The organism is Rhodococcus sp. (in: high G+C Gram-positive bacteria), from assembly GCF_049286785.1.
GTDB lineage: Bacteria > Actinomycetota > Actinomycetes > Mycobacteriales > Mycobacteriaceae > Rhodococcus_F.
Window position 1 is genome coordinate 1 of record NZ_JBAQEO010000347.1, and the last position, 2376, is coordinate 2376.

Consider the following 2376-nt stretch of genomic DNA (forward strand, 5'->3'; position numbering starts at 1 on the left):
ATTTCGATCTCATCGTCATCGACGAGGCGCACCGCTCCGTGTACCAGAAGTATCGGCACATCTTCACGTACTTCGATTCCCTGCTCGTCGGACTGACCGCAACCCCGCGTGACGAGGTGGACCGCAACACCTACCAGTTGTTCAACCTGGAGAATGGTGTCCCCACCGACCACTATGAACTCGAGGACGCCATCAATGAAGGTTTCCTGGTGCCGCCGCGGGCGGTGACCGTGCCGCTGACCTTTCAGAGCCGCGGGATCAGCTACGACGACCTCACCGAGGAAGAACAGGCCGAATGGGAGTCCGCCGACTGGGGAGACGAGGAAACCCCCGACCGGGTCGAAGCCGAAGCCGTCAACAAGTGGTTGTTCAACATCGACACCGTCGACAAGGCCTTGAAAACACTGATGACGCACGGGCACAAGGTCGCCGGCGGCGACCGGCTCGGCAAGACCGTCATCTTCGCCAAGAACAATGCCCACGCCGAGTTCATCTCCGCACGATTCAACAAGAACTATCCCGAGTACAAGGGCGCGTTCGCCCGGGTGATCACCCACAAGACTGAACACAGCCAGTCTCTGATCGACGATTTCTCTCAGCGCGACAAGGCCCCGCACATTGCGATCTCGGTGGACATGCTCGACACCGGCATCGACGTGCCCGAGATCGTGAACCTGATGTTCTTCAAGCCAGTGCGGTCGAAGACGAAGTTCTGGCAGATGGTCGGCCGCGGCACCCGGCTGTGTCCCGATCTCTACGGCCCAGGCCTGGACAAGAAGGACTTCTTCATCTTCGACCTGTGCGGCAACTTCGAGTTCTTCAAGGAGCACCCAGACGCCTCGGACGGATCGGTAACCCCATCCCTGTCGCAGCGACTCTTCACCGCCCGCACCGAATTGCTCGCCAACCTGGCCGGCAGCGAGACCGAGCAGGAGCTGCGGACAGCGGTCGCGGACTTGCTGCACACCAAGGTTCAGGGCATGCAGCTCGAGAACTTCCTCGTCCGCCCGAAACGACGGTATGTGGAAAAGTACGCGGACCGGGCGGCGTGGGATGCGATCACCAAAGACACCGTCGACGAGATCGTGGAAAACCTGGCACCGTGGCCCACCTCGACACGAGACGACGACGAGAACGCCAAACGATTCGATCTACTTCTACTGCAGACCCAGCTCGCAGTACTCGACGACCTCACCACACTGCCGCCCTATCAGACCAGGATTCGCGACATCGCCGATGGTCTGCTCGAGCAATTGTCCATCCCGGCGATCCGTGCACAAGAGGTGCTGCTGAGAGAGGTTTCCGGCGAGGACTGGTGGATCGACGTTACCTTGCCGATGCTCGAGGAGGTTCGCAGGAAAATTCGGAATCTGGTTGGACTGCTTGAGAAGTCGAAGCGGGCGATCATCTATACCGACTTCGTAGACACCCTGGGCGATGTCGAGGAAGTCGACATGCCTCAACTGATGACCGCAACCGACACTGACCGGTTCAACGCCAAGGTCCGCGACTACCTCTATCGACAGCCCGACAACCTCGCATTCCAGAAACTGCGCACCGGCAAACCTCTCACCGAGGCCGACCTTGCCTCGCTGCAGCAGCTCCTCGAAACCAGCGGCATCGGCACAGCCGAGGACGTGCAACGCGCCGCCAACAACGCCCAGGGACTCGGCCGGTTCATCCGCTCACTCGTCGGCCTCGACCGGCAGGCCACAACCGAAGCGTTCGCCGACTTCCTCAACGGACGCACCGCCACCTCTCAGCAGATCGACTTCGTCAACCTCATCATCAGCCACCTCACCCGGCACGGAGTGATGGATCCCGGCCTGCTGTACGAGCCGCCGTTCACCAACAACGCCCCGATGGGGTTGGACCAGGTCTTCGAGGGCGACGACGCTGATCGGATCGTCACCGTGCTACGGCAGATCAACGATTCGGCTCAGTCCGCGTAGACCTATCGGGGTCTCCAGGAAATTTCGAGACGCCCGACCGGTTCGCACCCGGCCAGAATGCGCGCCGCCGGTCCATGTTGACGAGAGCGAGTGTCGGGCGTCTTTGCCGCCTCCGGGACCAGCCGAGTGCCGAAAATTGTGCAGGGCCGACGTTCACGATGTGGCGACACTTCTCCCGGTAGTGACTCTGCGCCTGTCATTCATCTGAATGATGGTCGCACAGTGGGATTCGATGATCAATGAAGGTAGCAGCGGCGCACCACGGCTGTCGGGAGTTATACGTGTACCCGCTCGGCGAGCATCGTGGAGTCGTGCTACCGCCGACTTACGCCATTGCCGTCACATGTCGTCGACCTTGCGATCCACACACCGCTCGATCAGATCTACTCGCCGAGGCTGTCCGGACCCGGATGGATGATCGGCC

General features: G+C 60.9%; 1 protein-coding gene. It reads left to right on the forward strand.

The window, feature by feature from the left end; translation table 11 throughout:
* Positions 1 to 1952: type I restriction-modification enzyme R subunit C-terminal domain-containing protein (locus WAW17_RS13050; protein WP_422333388.1), on the forward strand; the 1952-nt coding region annotated here is incomplete at its 5' end.
* Between the last annotated feature and the right edge of the window lie 424 nt (positions 1953 to 2376).